This is a genomic window from Apibacter sp. B2966 (assembly GCF_011082485.1).
Lineage (GTDB): Bacteria > Bacteroidota > Bacteroidia > Flavobacteriales > Weeksellaceae > Apibacter.
In genome coordinates this window covers 984,337-1,005,087 of record NZ_CP049714.1, presented here as the reverse complement: position 1 = coordinate 1,005,087, position 20,751 = coordinate 984,337, and the positions used below count along the sequence as shown (strand labels likewise).

The 20,751-nt window shown below is 33.5% G+C and carries 18 protein-coding genes and 5 tRNA genes; 4 read left to right on the top strand and 19 right to left on the bottom strand.

Annotated elements, in window-relative coordinates:
* Positions 1 to 12: 12 nt before the first annotated feature.
* The 17 genes from rpoC to rpsU form a co-directional block, all read right to left on the bottom strand.
* Positions 13 to 4,287: a DNA-directed RNA polymerase subunit beta' gene (gene rpoC / locus G8C43_RS04285; RefSeq protein ID WP_160557118.1), complete on the bottom strand. Its 4,275-nt coding sequence runs from the start codon at positions 4,285 to 4,287 to the stop codon at positions 13 to 15.
* Between the two features lie 61 nt (positions 4,288 to 4,348).
* Positions 4,349 to 8,173: a DNA-directed RNA polymerase subunit beta gene (gene rpoB, locus G8C43_RS04280; protein WP_105298068.1), complete on the bottom strand. Its 3,825-nt coding sequence runs from the start codon at positions 8,171 to 8,173 to the stop codon at positions 4,349 to 4,351.
* A 91-nt stretch (positions 8,174 to 8,264) separates the two neighbouring features.
* On the bottom strand, positions 8,265 to 8,642 hold the full coding sequence (gene rplL / locus G8C43_RS04275; protein WP_105298067.1) for a 50S ribosomal protein L7/L12: 378 nt from the start codon (positions 8,640 to 8,642) through the stop codon (positions 8,265 to 8,267).
* A gap of 52 nt (positions 8,643 to 8,694) precedes the next feature.
* Positions 8,695 to 9,219 (bottom strand): 50S ribosomal protein L10, encoded by a 525-nt coding sequence (gene rplJ / locus G8C43_RS04270; protein ID WP_105298066.1) that lies wholly within the window; start codon positions 9,217 to 9,219, stop codon positions 8,695 to 8,697.
* 18 nt (positions 9,220 to 9,237) lie between these two features.
* The gene (gene rplA, locus G8C43_RS04265; RefSeq protein ID WP_105298065.1) at positions 9,238 to 9,930 is read right to left on the bottom strand and encodes a 50S ribosomal protein L1; all 693 of its coding nucleotides are present in this window, start codon (positions 9,928 to 9,930) and stop codon (positions 9,238 to 9,240) included.
* 11 nt (positions 9,931 to 9,941) lie between these two features.
* Complete coding sequence (gene rplK, locus G8C43_RS04260; RefSeq protein ID WP_105298064.1) at positions 9,942 to 10,385, bottom strand: 50S ribosomal protein L11; 444 nt, start codon at positions 10,383 to 10,385, stop codon at positions 9,942 to 9,944.
* Between the two features lie 46 nt (positions 10,386 to 10,431).
* Positions 10,432 to 10,977 carry a transcription termination/antitermination protein NusG gene (gene nusG / locus G8C43_RS04255; protein WP_105298063.1) on the bottom strand — a complete coding sequence of 182 codons (546 nt, stop codon included), beginning with the start codon at positions 10,975 to 10,977 and terminating at the stop codon, positions 10,432 to 10,434.
* 12 nt (positions 10,978 to 10,989) lie between these two features.
* A complete protein-coding gene (gene secE / locus G8C43_RS04250; protein ID WP_105298062.1) occupies positions 10,990 to 11,196 on the bottom strand; it encodes a preprotein translocase subunit SecE in 207 nt (68 codons plus the stop codon).
* Between the two features lie 14 nt (positions 11,197 to 11,210).
* Positions 11,211 to 11,283, bottom strand: a tRNA-Trp gene (locus G8C43_RS04245).
* Positions 11,284 to 11,334: 51 nt separating this feature from the next.
* On the bottom strand, positions 11,335 to 12,522 hold the full coding sequence (tuf, locus tag G8C43_RS04240) for an elongation factor Tu (RefSeq protein WP_105298061.1): 1,188 nt from the start codon (positions 12,520 to 12,522) through the stop codon (positions 11,335 to 11,337).
* 177 nt (positions 12,523 to 12,699) lie between these two features.
* A tRNA-Thr gene (locus G8C43_RS04235) sits at positions 12,700 to 12,771 on the bottom strand.
* A gap of 13 nt (positions 12,772 to 12,784) precedes the next feature.
* Positions 12,785 to 12,857, bottom strand: a tRNA-Gly gene (locus tag G8C43_RS04230).
* A gap of 81 nt (positions 12,858 to 12,938) precedes the next feature.
* Positions 12,939 to 13,021: transfer RNA gene (locus G8C43_RS04225), tRNA-Tyr, on the bottom strand.
* A gap of 10 nt (positions 13,022 to 13,031) precedes the next feature.
* Positions 13,032 to 13,105: transfer RNA gene (locus G8C43_RS04220), tRNA-Thr, on the bottom strand.
* A gap of 131 nt (positions 13,106 to 13,236) precedes the next feature.
* A complete protein-coding gene (hpf, locus tag G8C43_RS04215; RefSeq protein WP_105298060.1) occupies positions 13,237 to 13,527 on the bottom strand; it encodes a ribosome hibernation-promoting factor, HPF/YfiA family in 291 nt (96 codons plus the stop codon).
* A complete protein-coding gene (locus G8C43_RS04210; RefSeq protein WP_166004394.1) occupies positions 13,517 to 14,437 on the bottom strand; it encodes a tyrosine-type recombinase/integrase in 921 nt (306 codons plus the stop codon). Before G8C43_RS04210 ends, hpf begins: the two co-directional genes overlap by 11 nt.
* Before the next feature lie 70 nt (positions 14,438 to 14,507).
* Positions 14,508 to 14,702, bottom strand: a complete 195-nt coding sequence (gene rpsU / locus G8C43_RS04205; RefSeq protein ID WP_055425292.1) for a 30S ribosomal protein S21 — start codon at positions 14,700 to 14,702, stop codon at positions 14,508 to 14,510.
* A 218-nt stretch (positions 14,703 to 14,920) separates the two neighbouring features.
* Between rpsU and G8C43_RS04200 the strand changes: the two genes are divergently transcribed.
* The 3 genes from G8C43_RS04200 to lpdA all read left to right on the top strand — a co-directional run bounded on the left by G8C43_RS04200 (position 14,921) and on the right by lpdA (position 18,745).
* Complete coding sequence (locus G8C43_RS04200; RefSeq protein ID WP_166004391.1) at positions 14,921 to 16,459, top strand: glycine--tRNA ligase; 1,539 nt, start codon at positions 14,921 to 14,923, stop codon at positions 16,457 to 16,459.
* 172 nt (positions 16,460 to 16,631) lie between these two features.
* The gene (locus G8C43_RS04195; protein ID WP_166004388.1) at positions 16,632 to 17,186 is read left to right on the top strand and encodes a YcxB family protein; all 555 of its coding nucleotides are present in this window, start codon (positions 16,632 to 16,634) and stop codon (positions 17,184 to 17,186) included.
* A gap of 155 nt (positions 17,187 to 17,341) precedes the next feature.
* Complete coding sequence (gene lpdA / locus G8C43_RS04190) at positions 17,342 to 18,745, top strand: dihydrolipoyl dehydrogenase (RefSeq protein WP_166004386.1); 1,404 nt, start codon at positions 17,342 to 17,344, stop codon at positions 18,743 to 18,745.
* 168 nt (positions 18,746 to 18,913) lie between these two features.
* Here lpdA and G8C43_RS04185 read toward each other — a convergent pair whose 3' ends face one another.
* Positions 18,914 to 19,321 carry a helix-turn-helix domain-containing protein gene (locus G8C43_RS04185; RefSeq protein ID WP_166004384.1) on the bottom strand — a complete coding sequence of 136 codons (408 nt, stop codon included), beginning with the start codon at positions 19,319 to 19,321 and terminating at the stop codon, positions 18,914 to 18,916.
* A gap of 159 nt (positions 19,322 to 19,480) precedes the next feature.
* Here G8C43_RS04185 and G8C43_RS04180 point away from each other — a divergent pair, with 159 nt between their 5' ends.
* Entirely contained in the window at positions 19,481 to 19,765 is a 285-nt protein-coding gene (locus G8C43_RS04180) for a hypothetical protein (protein WP_166004381.1), read from the top strand.
* 86 nt (positions 19,766 to 19,851) lie between these two features.
* Here the strand turns inward: G8C43_RS04180 and bla are convergent, their stop codons facing one another.
* Positions 19,852 to 20,736, bottom strand: a complete 885-nt coding sequence (gene bla / locus G8C43_RS04175; RefSeq protein ID WP_166004380.1) for a class A beta-lactamase, subclass A2 — start codon at positions 20,734 to 20,736, stop codon at positions 19,852 to 19,854.
* Between the last annotated feature and the right edge of the window lie 15 nt (positions 20,737 to 20,751).

Genomic DNA, 20,751 nt, shown 5'->3' with positions numbered 1-20,751 from the left:
ATTAGTTTTTAGTTAAATTTTTTCGGTTATCATTTCCTCAAATTCCTTATTCGAACCTACAACTACGTGTTGATATTCAGTTAAACCGGTACCGGCAGGGATTCTGTGTCCTACGATAACATTTTCTTTCAATCCGTTTAGATAATCAACTTTACCGGCAACAGCAGCTTCATTTAAAACTTTAGTTGTTTCTTGGAAAGATGCTGCAGAGATAAATGATTTGGTTTGTAAAGAGGCTCTTGTAATACCTTGTAGTACAGGACTGGCAGTAGCCGGAAGCGCTTCTCTAGCTTCAACCAATTTCTTATCTTCACGTTTCAATTTAGAATTTTCATCTCGAAGTTCCCTTGAAGTAATAATTTGTCCGGCTTTTAATTCCAAACTGTCTCCGGGATCAGTAATAACTTTCATTCCGAAAATACGATCATTTTCCTCAATAAAGTCAATTTTATGTTCAAGATTACCTTCTAAGAATTTAGTATCACCGCAATCAACAATTTCTACTTTAGTCATCATTTGACGAACAATAATTTCGAAATGTTTATCATCGATTTTTACCCCTTGTAATCGGTATACTTCTTGAATTTCATTTACTAAATATTCCTGAACGGCAGTAGGCCCTTTGATGTTAAGAATATCGTTAGGAGTTATAGCACCGTCAGATAAGGCATCTCCAGCATGAACGAAGTCATTTTCCTGTACAAGAATCTGATTAGATAATTTAACCAAATATCTTTTAATTTCACCGGTTTTAGACTCTATAACTATTTCTCGATTACCTCTCTTAATTTTACCGTAACTAACTACACCGTCAATTTCTGAAACAACAGCCGGATTGGAAGGATTTCGTGCTTCAAACAGCTCGGTAACACGTGGTAAACCACCTGTAATATCCCCGGCTTTAGCTGATCTTCTTGGTATCTTTACTAAGATTCTACCTGCCTTAATTTTTTCACCATCATTTACGATAAGGTGTGCACCAACCGGTAAGTTAATTGATTTTAACTCATTCCCTTTAGTATCTAATATTTTTAAGGTAGGAATTAATTTTTTATTTCTAGATTCTGAAATTACTTTTTCTTCAAATCCGGTTTGTTCGTCTATTTCTAGTTGATAAGTGGAACCTTGCTCAATTTGTTCGTATTCGATCTTACCGGCAGTTTCAGAAAGTATAATTGCATTATACGGATCCCATTTACAAATGATATCTCCTTTCTTAACTTCATCACCAGATTCAACTAATAAAGTAGAACCATACGGAATGTTGGTAAGCATTTGAATGTTTCCTTCCGCATTTAATAATTTAAATTCTGTAGAACGAGAAACAACGATTGAAACTTTATTTCCGTTTTCGTCTTCACTTTCAACAGTTCTAATATCATCAAATTCAACTTTTCCGTCTCTTTTAGCAACAATGCTGCTAACTTCTGCAACGTTTCCTGCAGTACCTCCCACGTGGAAAGTTCTTAAGGTAAGCTGTGTACCCGGTTCACCGATAGATTGAGCTGCAATAACTCCAACCGCTTCTCCTTTGTTGATTAACTTATTGGTTGAAAGGTTTACACCATAACATTTAGCACAAATACCTTTTTTAGATTCACAAGTTAAAGGCGAACGAACTTCTACAGATTCAATTCCGGATTGTTGAATTAATTTAGCTATTTCGGAAGTTATCATTTGATCTGCTTCAATTAATAGCTCATCTGTATCAGGATGGTATACATCATGAAGAGATACACGTCCTAAAATTCTTTCAGATAATGGTTCAACAATTTCGTCATTTTTCTTCAACGGAGAAATTTCGATACCTCTTAAAGTTCCACAATCTTGCTCATTAATAATAACATCTTGAGCCACATCCACTAAACGACGAGTCAAATAACCTGCGTCAGCGGTTTTTAATGCAGTATCTGCAAGACCTTTACGAGCCCCGTGAGTAGAAATAAAGTACTCAAGGATGGAAAGTCCTTCACGGAAATTAGAGATAATAGGGTTTTCAATAATTTCACCTCCGGAAGATCCTGCTTTTTGAGGTTTTGCCATCAATCCACGCATACCTGCTAACTGACGAATCTGTTCTTTAGAACCCCGTGCACCGGAGTCAAGCATCATATATACAGAGTTGAATCCACCTTTATCGGTTTTCATTCGTTGCATGATTAAATCTGTTAATCGTGCATTGGTATTAGTCCAAACATCAATTACCTGATTATATCTTTCATTATTGGTAATTAATCCCATATTATAGTTAGCTCTGATCCCATCCACTTGTTCATTCGCTTCCTGAATCATGATTTTCTTTTCTTCAGGAGTTTTAATATCACCTAAGCTAAATGATAATCCACCTTTAAATGCAGTAGCATATCCTAAAGTTTTCATATCATCCAAAAACTTAGCTGTAGTAGGGAAATCGGTTCTTTGTAATATGGTACCGATAATGTTACGTAATGATTTTTTAGTCAATACTTCATTGATGAAACCTACTTTTTTAGGTACGATTTTGTTAAATAACACACGTCCTACAGTAGTTTCAATCATTTTTTCAACTAATTCTTCACCTTCTACAACTGTTGCTTTTACTTTAATGATAGCATTTAAATCTACTGCTTTTTCATTATAAGCAATGTCTACCTCTTCAGAAGAATAGAAAATAGATCCGTGTCCTTTAACTTTAATTTCGTCCGTAGGTGTTAATGGTTTAGTCATATAATATAATCCTAAAACCATGTCTTGTGAAGGTACTTGAATAGGAGATCCGTTAGCCGGATTTAAAATGTTTTGAGAAGCCAACATCAATAATTGAGCTTCCAAAATAGCTTCCGGTCCTAAAGGTAAATGCACCGCCATTTGGTCACCGTCAAAGTCTGCATTAAACGCAGTACAAACTAACGGGTGAAGACGAATAGCTTTTCCTTCAATCATTCTAGGTTGAAATGCTTGAATACCTAAACGGTGAAGAGTAGGGGCACGGTTCAACAATACCGGATGTCCTTTCATTACATTTTCCAGGATATCGTAAACTACCGGCTCTTTTCTTTCAATAATTCTCTTGGCGGATTTTACAGTTTTTACAATTCCTCTTTCAATTAATTTACGAATGATAAAAGGTTTATAAAGCTCTGCAGCCATATCTTTAGGAAGTCCGCACTCATGAAGTTGAAGGGAAGGACCTACAACAATTACTGAACGAGCAGAATAATCCACACGTTTACCTAATAAGTTTTGACGGAAACGTCCTTGTTTTCCTTTTAAGGAATCAGACAGAGATTTTAAAGGTCTGTTAGATTCAGATTTAACCGCAGATGATTTTCTGGTATTATCAAATAAAGAATCAACAGCTTCCTGAAGCATACGCTTCTCATTACGTAAAATTACTTCAGGGGCTTTAATTTCAATTAATCGTTTTAAACGATTGTTTCTGATAATAACCCTACGATATAAATCATTTAAGTCAGAAGTAGCAAAACGCCCTCCATCTAAGGGAACTAACGGACGTAAGTCCGGTGGAATTACAGGTATCACTCTCATGATCATCCATTCCGGTCTGTTAATGCGACCATTGGAATTAGCATCTCTGAAAGATTCAACTACTTGTAATCGTTTTAACGCTTCTGTTCTTCTTTGTTTGGAAGATTCATTATTGGCTTTATGTCTTAATTCATAAGATAAAGCATCTAAATCTGTTCTCTTTAAAAGTTCTTCCAAACATTCTGCTCCCATTTTGGCAACAAATTTATTCGGATCAGAATCATCTAAATATTGATTTTCAATAGGAAGAGTTTCTAATATATCTAAATATTCTTCTTCCGTTAAAAATTCAAGATGTTCTAATTCTTCACCATTTAATTTTTTAGCTATTCCGGCTTGAATTACTACAAAACGTTCGTTGTAGATAATCATATCCAGTTTTTTGGATGGAATACCTAATAAATATCCAATTTTATTGGGTAAAGAACGGAAATACCAGATATGTGCCACAGGCACTACCAAGTTGATATGTCCGATTCTTTCACGTCTAACTTTTTTTTCCGTTACTTCAACTCCACATCGATCACAAACAATTCCTTTGTAACGTATTCTTTTATATTTTCCACAAGCACATTCGTAGTCCTTTACCGGACCGAATATTCTTTCACAAAACAAACCGTCTCGTTCAGGTTTATGAGTCCGATAATTGATTGTTTCAGGTTTTAAAACCTCTCCTCTAGATTGTTGTAATATACTTTCCGGAGAAGCTAATCCGATTATAATTTTACTAAATTTGCTAGTTCTTTGTTTAACTGCCATTATTTTGTAATCAATTAAATTGAAAAAAATTTAAATTTATTAAGAGTTAAGAAAGAAATATTTATTCTTCCAATCTTACATCCAACCCTAAACCTTGTAATTCATGTAAGAATACATTAAATGATTCAGGTATACCCGGTTCAGGCATTGGTTCACCTTTAACAATTGATTCATAGGCTTTAGCTCTACCTATTACATCATCAGATTTAATTGTTATAATTTCTCTTAGAATGTTTGATGCTCCGAAAGCTTCTAAAGCCCAAACCTCCATTTCTCCGAATCTCTGACCTCCAAATTGAGCTTTACCTCCTAATGGTTGCTGAGTAATTAATGAGTATGGTCCGATTGAACGTGCGTGCATTTTGTCATCAACCATATGTCCTAATTTCAACATATAGATAACTCCCACAGTTGCTTTTTGCTCAAAACGTTCTCCGGTTCCTCCATCATATAAATAAGTAGTTCCCCATTGTGGTACTCCTGCTTCTTTTGTAAGTTCATCGATTTGCTCGGAAGTAGCTCCATCGAAGATAGGAGTTGCGAATTTTTTACCTAATTTTTTACCGCACCATCCTAAGATAGTTTCATAAATCTGTCCAATGTTCATACGGGAAGGTACCCCTAATGGGTTAAGGACAATATCTACCGGTGTTCCGTCTTCTAGGAATGGCATATCTTCATCACGTACAATTCTAGCAACAATACCTTTGTTACCGTGACGACCTGCCATTTTATCTCCAACATTTAGTTTACGTTTTTTAGCAATATAAACTTTTGCCAATTTAACGATACCGGCCGGTAATTCATCTCCAACAGAAATAGTATGTCTTTCTCTATTTAGAGAACCTAGTAAATCGTTATGTTTTATTTTATAGTTGTGAAGCAATTCTTTAATAGAATTGTTTTTGTTATCATCTAAAGTCCAATTTTCTCCGGCTAAATTAAAATAGTCATCAATACTAGATAAAAGCTTTTGAGTGAATTTTACTCCTTTTGGTATTACTTCTTCATTTAAATCATTATAGATTCCTTGAGAAGTTTTACCATTTAGAAGGACATATAATTTCTCTAATAGTTGATTTTTTAAATCATTAAGCTTTACTTTAAATTCAGCTTCTAATTGTTCAATTTTTAATTTTTCGTCTCCTCTTTTACGTTTGTCTTTAATGTTACGTGTAAATAATTTTTTATTAATTACCACACCTTTTAAAGAAGGTTCTGCTTTTAGAGAAGCATCTTTTACATCTCCGGCTTTATCCCCGAATATGGCACGAAGTAATTTTTCTTCTGAAGTTGGGTCAGATTCTCCTTTAGGAGTAATTTTTCCTACTAAAATATCTCCGGGTTTAACTTCTGCTCCAATACGGATCATCCCGTTTTCATCAAGGTCTTTAGTAGCTTCTTCACTTACGTTTGGAATATCCGGTGTAAGTTCTTCCATACCTAATTTGGTATCACGAACTTCTAAAGAATATTCGTCTACGTGAATAGAAGTAAACCAGTCTTCGCTAACTGCTCTTTGATTAATAACAATCGCATCCTCAAAGTTATATCCTTTCCAAGGCATGAAAGCTACTAGAAGGTTTCTACCTAAAGCAAGTTCTCCATCTTCGGTAGCATAACCTTCAGTTAAAACTTGACCTTTAGAAACTCTATCACCTGCTTTAACGATTGGTTTAAGCGTTATAGAAGTACTTTGATTGGTTTTTCTGAATTTCGTTAATTTATATGTTTTACTTGCAGAATCAAAGCTAACTAATTCTTCTTCTTCGGTTCTGTCGTATTTAATAGTAATAATGTTAGCATCCACATATTCTACTACTCCTTCACCTTCTGCATTAATTAAGATACGCGAATCTTTGGCAACTTGAAATTCTAAACCGGTTCCTACAATTGGAGCTTGAGGTTTCAATAAGGGTACTGCTTGACGCATCATGTTTGAACCCATCAAAGCACGGTTCGCATCATCGTGCTCAAGGAAAGGAATTAATGAAGCGGAAATACCTGTAATTTGATTAGGTGCAACGTCCATCAAATCCACCTTATCAGGCTCAACAACCGGATAATCAGCTTCCTCTCTGGCAACGATTCTCTCATCAAGAATTTTACCGTCGCTGTCCATATTGATGTTCGCTTGAGCAATAATTTTTCCTTCTTCCTCTTCCGCAGTTAAATATTGAGGCTCGGATTCTAAATCTACTTTACCGTCAACAACTTTTCTGTATGGAGTTTCCATAAATCCTAAGTCATTGATTCTAGCGTAACAGCCTAAAGAAGATATCAAACCGATGTTCGGTCCTTCCGGAGTTTCGATAGGACAAATTCTACCGTAGTGAGTGTAGTGTACGTCTCGCACTTCAAATCCGGCTCTTTCTCTTGATAAACCACCTGGACCTAATGCAGACATACGTCTTTTATGCGTAACCTCAGATAATGGATTGGTTTGATCCATGAATTGAGATAACTGATTAGTTCCAAAGAAAGAGTTGATAACTGAAGTTAAGGTTTTAGCATTGATCAAGTCAATAGGAGTGAACACTTCGTTATCACGAACGTTCATTCTTTCTTTAATGGTTCGAGCCATACGAGCTAAACCTACACCAAATTGACCGGCTAATTGTTCACCAACAGTTTTAACACGACGGTTTGATAAGTGATCGATATCATCAACTTCAGCTTTTGAGTTGATTAATTCAATTAAATATTTAACAATTGCGATAATATCGTCTTTTGTTAAAACTTGAATATCTTCTGATATATTTAATCCTAACTTTTTATTAATACGATAACGACCTACTTCACCTAAAGAATATCGAGCATCAGAGAAGAATAATTTATCGATAATTCCTCTAGCCGTTTCTTCATCAGGTGGTTCAGCATTACGTAATTGACGATAGATATATTCTACAGCTTCTTTTTCGGAATTGGTAGAGTCTTTTTGTAATGTGTTGTGAATTATTGAGAATTCATTACTGTTTTCTTTATGAACTAAAATAGTTTTAATTCCGGAATCTATGATTAAATCAAGATGTTCCTTTTCTAAAACAGTTTCACGGTCAAGGATAATTTCATTTCTTTCAATAGAAACCACCTCACCGGTGTCTTCATCAACAAAGTCCTCGAACCAAGTATTTAAAACCCTTGCAGCTAGAGTCCTTCCTAACATCTTTTTTAGGTTGGATTTATTTACTTTTACTTCTTCTGCAAGATCAAATATTTCTAATATATCTTTATCACTTTGATAACCGATTGCACGAAGCAAGGTTGTCATCGGAAGTTTTTTCTTTCTGTCAATGTAAGCATACATCACGCCATTGATATCGGTAGCAAATTCCATCCAAGATCCTTTAAATGGAATAATTCTGGAAGAATATAATTTAGCACCGTTGGCATGATAAGATTGTCCAAAAAATACACCAGGTGAACGATGTAATTGGGATACCATAACTCTTTCAGCACCGTTTATAATAAACGAACCGCTTGGTGTCATATAAGGAATAGGCCCTAAATATACATCTTGAACTACTGTTTCAAAATCTTCATGTTCGGGGTCGGTACAATATAATTTAAGACGTGCTTTAAGTGGTACACTATAAGTTAATCCTCTTTCAATGCATTCTTCAATAGAGTATTTTGGAGGATCAACAAAATAATCTAAAAATTCTAAAACGAACTGATTCCTAGTATCGGAAATAGGGAAATTTTCAGTAAACGTTTTAAAAAGTCCTTCGTTTTTTCTTTGATCAGGACGGGTTTCTAATTGAAAAAAATCCTGAAATGATTTAACCTGTATATCCAGGAAATCAGGAAATTCAATTTGTCCTTTAGAGTGAGAGAAACTAAATCTCTTAGGGTTTTGAGTTTTTGACGCCAATGATTTACTCATATGATATATTAAAATCTTTAAAACACAAATAGGCTTAGACCTTACCAATGTTAAATTGGAGGCCTAAACCTTTATTTTTAGGTAGAATGAATTATTTCAATTCAACTTCAGCTCCAGCTTCTTCAAGCTGTTTTTTAAGACTTTCTGCTTCGTCTTTAGCTACTCCTTCTTTAATTGGAGTAGGAGCTCCATCTACAGCATCTTTAGCTTCTTTTAGACCTTTACCTGTAAGATCTTTAACTAATTTAACAACAGCTAATTTGTTAGCTCCTGCAGCTTTAAGAATAACATCGAATTCTGTTTTTTCTTCAGCAGCACCAGCATCAGCACCAGCAACAGGTGCAGCCATAGCTACAGCAGCAGCAGCAGGTTCAATACCGTATTCTTCTTTTAATATTTCAGCTAATTCATTAACTTCTTTTACTGTTAAATTTACTAGAGTTTCAGCTAATTGTTTTAAATCTGCCATTTTTAATTTTGTTTTAATTTTTGTTTAACAACTATTTATTATGAGTGTGAAATTATTCTTCTTTTTCAGATAAGGTTTTAACCAAACCGGCAATGGTATTCCCACCGGATTTAAGGGCAGAAACAACATTTTTAATTGGAGATTGAAGTAATCCAATAATTTCTCCAATAAGCTCTTCTCTGGATTTAAGATTTGCCAATGTTTCTAATTGAGCATCTCCTACAAACACTGCAGAATCAATCCAAGCAGCTTTTAATAATGGTTTTTCGGTTTTCTTTCTGAAATTTTGTATTAATTTAGCCGGAGCATTTCCTTTTTCTGAAATGAAAATAGTAGAGTTTCCTTTTAGACTTTCAAAAACACCTGAAAAATCTTTATCTTCTACATTTTCCATTGCTTTTCTAAGAAGGGTGTTTTTAACAACTTTCATTGAAATTTCACCTTTGAAACAAGCTCTTCTTAGTTCTGAAGTTTGTTGTGCATTTAATCCATCAGTATCAGCTATATATAATACATTTGTACTTTCAAGTACTTCCTGTAATTCTTTAATTACCTCTGTTTTTTCTTGTTTTGTCATGTTTTGGTAAAATTAAAATTAGTTAATACCTTTAGGATCAATAGCAATACCCGGACTCATAGTAGAGGATAGGTATATACTTTTCACATAAACTCCTTTTGCTGCCTGAGGTTTTAATTTTATTAAAGTAGAAATAATTTCTTGTGCATTCTCTTGAATATTTTTTGCATCGAAAGATACTTTACCTATTGCAGCATGTACAATTCCGTATTTATCTACTTTAAAATCTATTTTACCTGCTTTCACTTCTGAAATTGCTTTTCCTATTTCAGTGGTAACTGTTCCGGTTTTAGGATTGGGCATTAATCCACGTGGACCTAAAACTCTTCCTAAAGGACCTAATTTACCCATTACTTGAGGTTGAGTAACAATTACATCAACATCTGTCCATCCATCTTTTATTTTTTGTAGATAATCATCCAAACCTACATAATCAGCACCTGCGTTTTTAGCTTCTTCTTCCTTATCGGGAGTAACTAAAGCTAAAACACGAGTTTCTTTACCTGTACCATGAGGTAAAGATACAACTCCACGCACCATTTGATTAGCCTTACGTGGATCTACTCCTAAACGTACAGCTATATCAACGGATGCATCAAATTTAGTATAATTAACTTCTTTAACTAAATTGGAAGCTTCCTCTAATGTATAAAGTTTTGATTTATCTACTTTAGCAACTACTGCTTTTTGTTTTTTCGTTAAAACTGCCATGATTCCTACAATTAATTATTAAAGGGATTTTGCCCAGTTACTCTAATACCCATAGATCTTGCTGTACCTGCAACCATACTAACTGCTGATTCTATAGTAAAGCAATTTAAATCTACCATTTTATCTTCAGCAATTTGTTGTACTTGACTCCAAGTAACGGATGCTACCTTATCTCTGTTTGGTTCGCCGGAACCTTTTTTAGCTTTAGAAGCTGCTAAAAGTTGAACGGTTACAGGAGGAGTTTTAACTACAAAATCAAAAGATTTATCCTCATAAACAGTAATGATAACCGGTAATACTTGTCCTTGCTTTTCTTGTGTTCGGGCATTAAATTGTTTACAAAACTCCATAATGTTAACCCCGGCAGCACCTAATGCAGGTCCTACTGGTGGTGAAGGATTTGCTTGACCTCCTTTCACCTGGAGTTTTACCATTTTAAAAATTTTTTTTGCCATTTTAATTTTTACTTAAAAATGTTTTATTTATATCTGTGGAAGCAGCCTATATTTTTTCTACTTGAGAGAAACTTAATTCAATGGGGGTTTTTCTTCCGAAAATCAACACCATCACATCTAATTTTCTTTTCTCTTCATTTATTTTTTCGATGGTTCCATTAAAACCATTAAATGGTCCATCAATAACTTTCACGGTTTCACCAAATACAAAAGGAATGTTTACGGTATCTTCAGATTCTGATAATTCATCCATTTTACCGAACATTCTACTCACTTCGCTTCGTCTCATTGGAAGTGGATCTCCTCCTTTAGTAGCACTTAAAAAACTAATTACACCGGGAATATTCTTTATAGTATGTGGTAATTCACCAATTAAATTAGCTTCAACCATAACATAGCCGGGATAATAAACTTTTTCTTTACGAATTTTTTTTCCGTTTCTAATTTGTACTACTTTTTCCATAGGTACCACTACTTGGCCAAGATTTTTTTTAAGATGTTCGTATCTTAAAACTTCATTTTCAATATACATTTTCACCTTAGATTCTTGCCCACTGATCGTTTTCAGTACATACCATTTCATTTCATCCATCGCTTCCTAATATTAAGATTTTAATCCTATTAATATAGAATAAATATTCTGAAGCGCTTTAGCAAAAATCCAATCTACACCAAAGCAGAACATAGCCAAAATGATCGATGTAATCGCTACAACAGTTGTTGAGGATTGCAGATCGGACCATTTAGGCCACTCGACGTGATCTTTAAATTCTTCTATTGCGCCCTTTAAATACTTAATGAGTCCGTTCATTTATTATTATTTTGCGCGGGCGGAAAGATTCGAACTCACGACCTTTGGTTTTGGAGACCACTGCTCTACCAGCTGAGCTACACCCGCTTAAAAAAGAAAGAACTTTAAGTTCTTTCTTTTGTTATGATTTTATTTAAATTAATCTAAAATCTCAGTTACCTGACCTGCACCAACAGTTCTACCACCTTCACGGATAGCGAATCTTAAACCGTTGTTAAGTGCGATTGGTTGGTGTAATTCAACTGTAATAGTCAAGTTATCACCAGGCATTACCATTTCAGTTCCTTCCGGTAAAGTAATTGTACCGGTTACGTCAGTAGTTCTAACGTAGAATTGAGGACGGTAGTTATTGTGGAATGGAGTGTGACGTCCACCTTCTTCTTTAGTTAAGATATAAACCTCTGCTTTGAATTTTTTGTGAGGAGTGATTGAACCCGGTTTAGCGATAACCATACCACGACGGATATCAGTTTTTTCAATACCTCTTAATAATAATCCAACATTATCTCCGGCTTCACCTCTGTCTAATATTTTTCTAAACATTTCAACTCCGGTTACAGTAGATGTTAATTTTTCATCTCCCATACCAACGATATCTACAGCTTCACCTGAGTTAATAACTCCGGCTTCAATACGTCCTGTAGCTACAGTTCCACGACCTGTAATAGAGAAAACGTCTTCGATTGGCATTAAGAATGGTTTATCTTGGTCACGTACCGGTAAATCAATCCAGTTATCAACTGCGGCCATTAATTCATCAACAGTAGCAACCCATTTTGGATCTCCGTTAAGTGCACCTAAAGCAGAACCTTGGATAACAGGAGTGTTATCTCCGTCATAATCGTAAGAAGATAATAATTCTCTTACTTCCATTTCAACTAAGTCTAATAATTCAGGATCGTCAACCATATCCACTTTGTTCATGAATACAACGATTTTAGGTACGTTTACCTGACGACATAACAAGATGTGCTCTCTTGTTTGAGGCATAGGTCCATCTGTTGCAGCAACTACTAGAATAGCTCCGTCCATTTGAGCAGCACCGGTAACCATGTTTTTTACATAGTCAGCATGCCCCGGACAGTCAACGTGTGCATAGTGACGGTTTTCTGTTTGATATTCTACGTGTGCAGTATTGATTGTGATCCCTCTTTCTTTTTCTTCAGGAGCTGCATCAATTTGAGAGAAATCTCTTTTTTCTGCTAACCCTTTTTCTGCTAATACTTTTGTAATAGCAGCTGTTAAAGTCGTTTTTCCGTGGTCTACGTGACCGATTGTACCTATATTAAGATGTGGTTTGGTACGCTGAAAAGTTTCTTTTGCCATGATAAATATGTTTGTTTATATTTCCAAAAATGAGTGCAAATATACTCAATTTTTTTTAAATAACAATAGCTTATAAAAAATAAATACTTTTTTATAAACAACTGTTTTGTAAAATATGTCTTTAAGAAAGTTTAGGCTTATTAATAAAATTTGTGATTGTATGTTTGGATAATTGAGAGCCAATGACGGGAATTGAACCCGTGACCTCGTCCTTACCAAGGAAGCGCTCTACCCCTGAGCTACATCGGCTGTTAAAAAAATGAGCGGAAGACGAGGGTCGAACTCGCGACATTCAGCTTGGAAGGCTGACGCTCTACCAACTGAGCTACTTCCGCTTATTTTTTGATTACCTTTGTAATTCGGTTGCAAAGGTAGAAATTTTTTTTGAATTACAAAATTTTTTTTTAATTTTTTTGTGGGGAGAGGAGGATTCGAACCTCCGAAGGTAAAAACCAACAGATTTACAGTCTGTCCTCGTTGGCCGCTTGAGTATCTCCCCTTCAAAAACGAGCCGGTAGAGGGATTCGAACCCACGACCCCGAGATTACAAATCACGTGCTCTGGCCAACTGAGCTATACCGGCGTTAAATTTTTTATTTCAAAGAAAATATTTCGTTATTTTTCTAAGATCATTATCTTCGTCTAACGGATTGCAAAGGTAGATAAATTTTTAATATTTCCAAATTTTTATGAAAAAAAAATATGATTTTTTACCTACATTTTTTCTTTCCTTTTGAGTATCATCTTTTTAGCGGCTTCACAGGCTAAATCAATACTTTCTTCAAATGTTGGGGACGTTTTTTTAGCTACTAATTCATCACCGGGAACTTCTAAAACGATTTCCGTAGTCTTATTTTCTTTATTTCCAACGTTTTCCAATTTTAGGAATATATTAGCATTGATAATTTTGTCGTAATATTGATCTAATTTTAAAACTTTTTTATTTAAAAATGCCAATAGGGTGTCTTGTGCATTAAAATTTACTGCTTGTACGTTAATTTTCATCTTTTTTATTTTTAAGCCCAAAAGGATGGGACCGGTTGAATACTTTTTTTAAATCTTCTATTGTATTATGTGTATAAACCTGTGTAGCTGCTAAACTACTGTGACCCAATAATTCTTTTATGGAATTGATTTCAGCTCCGTTGTGTAAGAGATGACTTGCAAAGGTATGACGGAGCATATGAGGACTTTTTTTATCCTTAGTAGTTACCATGCTAACATATCTATGAATCAGGTTATATACATACTTTTCACTTAAAATTTTACCGTTTTTATTGGTAAATAAATATTCATAAGGTATACCAAAATTGATTTTATAGGCTAGAAATGTATTTATTTGCTCTGATAATTTTTGAGTTATAGGAATTAATCTTTCTTTATTTCTTTTTCCTGTAACTCTAATCGTGTGATTTTTTAAATCGATTTTTGAAGTTTTAAGTTGCAGAAGTTCCATTCTTCTGATACCTGTTTGATAAAATATCTCAAAAATGAGATGGTTTCTAAGAGTTTCATAGGAATCCGAGTTATCTTTTCCTGCCTCACAAGAATTTATATAAGTTTCGATGGAATAAATTTCATCTTCAGTGTAAGGGAGTAGAACTTTTCTCTTTTGTTTAAGATTTTTTAAGTGTATGGTTGGATTTATATCCAAATAACCAATTTTAAGCAAAAATTTAAAAAAGCTTCTTATAGAAGAAATTTTTCTATTGATGGATTTTTCCGATAAATTTTTATTGGATAGATAAATAATGAAATTCCTTAGTTGTTTGGCAGTAGCATGTTCTGCATCAGAAATGCTTTCAGATTCTAAAAGAAAGCTTTGAAGATCCAGCAAATCTCTTTCATAACTTTGTATGGTAAGAGGAGAATAATGTTTCTCTAAGGTAAGGTATTCAAGAAATTTTTGTAACATATAAAAAGCCTACTTTTCAAAATTAAAAATAATTTCGAAAAATAGGCTAATATTTTATAGAAAAAGTTTCTTATGCTTCTTCTTGACTTTGCAATCTTTGTTTGTAAGCTGCTCTAATAACCTGTTGTCTTTTAGTGACAGAAGGTTTAATAAATTGTTGTCTTTTTCTTAATTCTTTAACAACACCGGTTTTATCGTATTTTCTTTTATATTTTTTTAGAGCTTTATCAATAGACTCTCCATCTTTTACTGGAATAATTAACATAATAACATCTCTTTTTTGTTCTTCATTTATTTTCGAAGTGCAAATATATGAAGATAATTTGCAAACGCAAATTTATTTTTAATATCAACGAAAGATTCGGTTGAATTATTGGATATATTTTGTTTTCCCTGATAGAGGTATATAACAGTTATAGGGTAATATCTCATTTTTTATAGTAAATTTGAACGTTGAATATAAATATCTAACCAAGTATATATATGAAATCTCAAGAAGATGTTTTAAAAAAGGTAGTTGCCCATGCCAAGGAATATGGGTTTGTTTTTCCTTCCAGTGAAGTTTATGACGGATTATCAGCCATTTACGATTACGGTCAAAATGGTGTTGAATTAAAAAACAATATTAAACAGTATTGGTGGAAAGCAATGGTGCAGTTGAATGAAAATATTTTGGGATTGGATTCTGCTATATTTATGCATCCTACTATTTGGAAGGCTTCCGGGCATGTTGATGCGTTTAATGATCCGTTAATTGACAATAAAGACAGTAAAAAGAGATTTCGTGCGGATGTTTTAGTGGAAGATTTTGCGGAGAAGTTTGAAGATAAAGCAAAAAAAGAAATTGAAAAGGCAAGAAAACGATTTGGAGAAGCTTTTGATTTGGAACAGTTTGAGACTACTAATCCTAAAGTTTTAGAATATAGAAAGCAAAAAGCAGATATCTTACAAAGATTAGCTAAATCTTTGGAAACTAATTTAGCAGATACTAAAGCTTTAATCGAAGAACTGGAAATTGGTGATCCCGAAACAGGTTCCAAAAACTGGACAGAAGTTCGTCAGTTTAATTTAATGTTTGGGACAAAATTAGGCTCTACTGCTGATTCTGCTACCGATTTATATTTAAGACCTGAAACGGCACAAGGAATTTTTGTAAATTACCTAAATGTTCAAAAGACAGGAAGAAAAAAATTACCTTTTGGAATTGCACAAATTGGTAAAGCGTTTAGAAATGAAATTGTGGCAAGACAATTCATTTTTAGGATGAGAGAGTTTGAACAGATGGAAATGCAATTTTTTGTTCCTCCGGGCACAGAATTGTCTTATTTTAAAGAATGGAAAGAAAAACGTTTAAATTGGCATTTAGCTTTAGGATTGGGAAAAGATAACTATAGATTTCACGATCATGAAAAGTTAGCGCATTACGCAAACGCTGCCACCGATATTGAATTTAATTTTCCATTCGGATTTAAAGAATTGGAAGGAATCCATTCCAGAACCGATTTTGATTTATCGGCACACGAAAAATATTCCGGTAAAAAACTTCAATATTTCGATCCGGAACAAAATAAAAGTTATGTTCCTTATGTAGTGGAAACATCTATTGGATTAGACCGAATGTTTTTAGCTCTTTTATCTAAATGTTTAAAAGACGAAACATTGGAAGATGGCTCATCAAGAGTCGTTTTAAGTTTGCCTCCGGCTTTAGCACCTAATAAAGTTGCTATATTTCCATTACTTAAAAAAGATGGATTGCCGGAATATGCAGAAAAGATTTTCAATGATTTGAAATTTGATTATAATGTAATGTATGAAGATAAAGATGCCATTGGTAAACGATATAGAAGACAAGATGCTATCGGTACTCCTTACTGTATTACCATAGACCATGACACGCTTTCCGATCATACGGTTACTATAAGAAACAGAGATACTATGAAACAGGAAAGAGTTTCAGTAGATTCCTTACGCACTATTTTAGGAGAGAATGTTGAATTAAAATCTCTTTTAAAGAAAATATAACCAAAATATGCTTCTGTTACTAACGGGGCATATACTTATTCCTATCTTTACTAGTTACAATTATAAATTAATTTTATAATATAGGGAGATAGGAATATTTATTTATCACATATCTAATTCTTACTTATTAAATCACTAACATAAATTCGACGGATTTCATACATTTACAATTATGAAAGATTATACATATACTTATAAAATTTCAGCAGATGATTATCTTACTCATCAGCTTTTTAGTGCTTCGATGAATGAAATAGTAAAACAACAAAGGAAAAAAGGGCTACTTTTATGGACTTCTGCCTTTTTTGTACTTGCTGTAATTTTTGTTTTTTTAAAGAACTATGCATTAGCCGCTTATTTTGGAGTATTTGGAATTGGGTTTATATTTGTTTATCCGATTTATTCCCGCTGGATATATAAAAGATTTTATAAACGTTTTGTTTATCGAAATTTTAATAAAACGCAATTAGAGACCATTGGACTTACTTTTTCAACGGATGATATAATCCTTTCCAACGGTGAAAATGAAGGAAAAATTCCTATTTCCAATATAGAACTAATCTATGAAATTCCCTCGCATTTTTTTATAAAATTAGATAGGGGAAGAAATATTATTATTCCAAAATCTCAAATAGAGGCTAAAGACTCACTTACTAAAAATCTTACTGATTTAGCAGAATCAAAATCGATTCCGTATAAAAGAATGTTGGATTGGAAATGGAAATAATTTCGATTAAGACCTTTTACTGTTTAACTATGGTTAATACATTATGTAAAGGTATAGGCTAAGTAATTTTAAATTTATAAAATTGTTTAGGTGAGATGTATAAATTGAACGTATATTTTTTATCTTTGAATTCCAACCTAGTAGAAAAATAAATCATGAGTAATTTCGATATAGTAATCATTGGATCGGGGCCCGGGGGGTATGTCTCAGCCATTCGTTGTGCACAATTAGGATTTAAAACCGCATTGGTAGAAAAATATTCCCATTTAGGAGGCACCTGTTTACATGTGGGATGTATTCCTTCCAAATCCTTGTTAGATGCTTCCGAGCTTTATGATAAAGCTTTACACCAATTTAAAGACTTCGGAATTGAAATTACTAAGCCAACGATTGATTTTAGCAGAATGATTCAACGGAAAAATGAAGTCGTTGAACAAACAGGTAAAGGAATCGATTATTTAATGGATAAAAATAAGATTACGGTTTTTCATGGTATGGGTACTTTTAAGTCTTCCAATCAATTGGAAGTTAAAGATGAGAAAGGAAATATAAAAAACCTGGAAGCTCGATATTTCATTATAGCCACCGGTTCTAAACCTGCAAACCTTCCGTTTGCTCCCGCAGATAAAGAACGTTTGATCACTTCAACAGAGGCATTAAATCTAAAAGAAATACCTAAACATTTATTGGTTATCGGGGGAGGAGTTATCGGGTTAGAACTAGGATCTGTATACAAAAGGTTGGGAGCAGAAGTGACCGTCATAGAATTTTTAGACCGGTTAATTCCTACTATGGATGGAGGTTTATCTAAGGAATTACTTAAAGTGTTAAAAAAACAAGGAATGAAATTTTCTTTATCCACTCAAGTTACCAAGATAGAACGTAAGGGAGATAAAATATTTGTTCAAGCAGTGGAAAAGAACGGTAAGGAAATCAGGTTTGAGGGTGATTATTGTTTAGTCGCTGTCGGAAGAAAACCCTATACTGAAAATCTTGGATTGGAAAAGGCAGGTATTGAATTGGATGATCAAGGAAGAATAAAAGTAAATGAACATTTGCAAACGAATATTCCGAATATTTATGCTATAGGAGATGTGGTTCGTGGACCTATGTTGGCACACAAGGCGGAAGAAGAAGGAGTTTTAGTTGCCGAACAGTTAGCAGGACAAAAACCTCATATAGATTATAATCTTATACCCGCTGTGGTATATACCTGGCCGGAAGTTGCAGGAGTAGGAAAAACTGAAGATCAATTATTAGAGGAGGGGCGTAGTTACAAAATAGGACAATTTCCCATTCGTGCTTTAGGAAGGGCTCGAGCCAGTGGCGATACGGACGGATTTGTAAAAATATTGGCTGATGAGGCAACCGATGAAGTATTGGGAATTCATATGATAGCCGCTCGTGCCGCCGATTTAATTGCGGATGCCGTGACTTTATTAGAATATCGAGCATCTGCTGAAGATATAGCTAGAATGAGCCATGCACATCCTACGTATGCTGAAGCCATAAAAGAGGCTGCCTTAGAAGCTACCGAAAAAAGAGCAATTCACAGTTAAAATAGTTATAACATTAGATTAAAAAAAACACTTTCAATATTTGAGAGTGTTTTTTTATTTTTAATCAATTCAGTTAAATAAAACATATGATTTGAAAAAAATCAGTAAAATAAAAAAAGAGATTTTAACACTAAAACCTCTTTAAACTATTATCTAAATTGAAATCCGTTATTTATTCAATAACTTTTCCAATAATTCATCTTTTTCTTTCAGCATGCGCTCATATAAAGCCTCCTTTTCATTATAGAGCTCTACAATTTTATCAATAGGATTGAAAGTACAATTTATTGGATTATTTAAAAATGAACTTTCTACTATATCATTAAAAGTGTTGATATAATTAAAAGTTGCTTCATCATTCATGTTTTTAATAGCATCAATCGGAACATTAAGAGTTTTGGCTACTTTTTTTAGTGTAGAATCATCGATAAATTCTTTTTGCTCAAGTTCAGAAACGGATTGTTGGGTAATATCCAAATCAATAGCGATCGCCTCTTGTTTTATTCCTAACATTTCGCGCAATCGTTTGATATTTCTACCATGATGTGTTTTTTGAGGAGCAATATCTAATTTCATTCTTTGTTACTATTTATTTATGTATACAAAAATACTAAAAATACGGCTAAAAATAATGTATTTGTGAAATACATCTCAATAATTGTATTATACAAGTAAGTACTTGTAAAATACCATCTCAATAATGAGCTAATTTTGACAATATAATAACAAATGAGAATGACAAATACTAAAGATTTTTGGCTTGATAAAGCACGTCATTATTTACAATCTGCTCCGGCAACAGAGGATCTTGGATCGGGAGTTGCGTTTGAAAATTATGTGCAGTTGGGAGCTTTGCTTTACTCCATTATTCATATTTCACAAAAATCGTTGTTTTTTAGAGAAGAAAAATTAGAAGAAGAGGTGCGTACAGATATATATAATCTATTGGATATAGCTAAAAAATTAATTCCACGTTCTGAATTGGAATTTTTGGATGAAATTAGAAAGGAAATAGCGTAATATCTAGTTATTGTTAGTTTTAAAAAACCGGAATGATTTTTAAAAATCATTCCGGTTTGATATATGTAACATTTCAAAATGAAAAATTATTTATTTTTATAAAAGTTATATACTACCTGAGAAATATCGGCAATCATTCGAGCATTGGTTTTGTCGTCTTCTTTGGAATCTTTAATAAATACTGCAATAGAATATTGTTTCCCATTGGGTAAATAAACAAAACCGATGTCGTTATCGGCGGCTTTTAAACCTTCCAAATTTCGGGAAGAACTGCCGGATTTATGTCCAATTAAAACTTTTTTAGGTAAAAGAGCTTTTAACTTATCCGAACCTGTTTCAGATTCTGTCATTGCTTGGAATAAGAAATCTTTATAGTTTTTACAAAAGATATCTTTATTTATAAAAATATCCAATAAACGGGCAGCTTCTAACGGAGTCGTCCAATTTATATATTGGTTATTAAAATCTTTGCTCATTTCCTCTTCGGTTGCTTGAATGGAAAAATTTTTACTTCCTAGTGTACGTAAATACAGATCTGTCATTTTAGTACCACTCATATAATAATATAAAGCATCAGAGGCGTTGTTGTCACTTTTGGAAACCGTATAATTTAACAAATCGCCAATAGGAATAGTAAAATTACCTTCCGGGTACTCTTTTGCTAAAGGACTGTAAGTATCTTTTTTTATGTCTGATTTTTTCAGATATAAATTAGATTCCAAAGAAAGTAAATTTTTGTTCATGTAGTCCAACAAAGCAAGTGCTTGATGAAATTTAAAAACGCTCATCGCCGGATACTCCATATCGTTATTGACTGTTAAGGTATCTTTTCCGTCGAAAATTACGGCCACTCCCACAGTGGCTTTCTTATTCTTAGTAATGGAATGAATTTTTTTTTCTAAACTTTGCATTTGCGCTTGTAGAACACAAAAAGGCATTGAAAGAAAAAATAGTAATTTAAAATATTTCATAAGATAAAGTTAAAT